The organism is Paraburkholderia sp. SIMBA_053 (assembly GCF_046534895.1).
GTDB classification, from domain to species: domain Bacteria; phylum Pseudomonadota; class Gammaproteobacteria; order Burkholderiales; family Burkholderiaceae; genus Paraburkholderia; species Paraburkholderia caledonica.
In genome coordinates, this window is record NZ_JAWRXU010001851.1 from 1 (window position 1) to 232 (window position 232).

Sequence of the window (232 nt, forward strand, 5' to 3'; positions counted from 1 at the left end):
GCGGCAGCGCGTCGCGCTGGCGCGCGCGCTCGTGCATCGGCCGCAACTGCTGCTGCTCGACGAGCCGCTTGGCGCGCTCGACGCGTTGACGCGCATCGAAATGCACGCGCTGATCGAGCGCTTGTGGCGTGAGCACCGTTTCACTGCGCTGCTCGTCACGCACGACGTGCAGGAAGCCGTCGCGCTCGGCGATCGCATTCTGCTGATCGAGGAGGGCAGGATCGCGCTCGAT

The 232-nt window shown here is 68.5% G+C and carries 1 pseudogene; it reads left to right on the forward strand.

What is annotated here, in order from left to right:
* Positions 1 to 232 (forward strand): annotated as a pseudogene (locus SB753_RS41945) (aliphatic sulfonate ABC transporter ATP-binding protein); the annotation flags it as partial.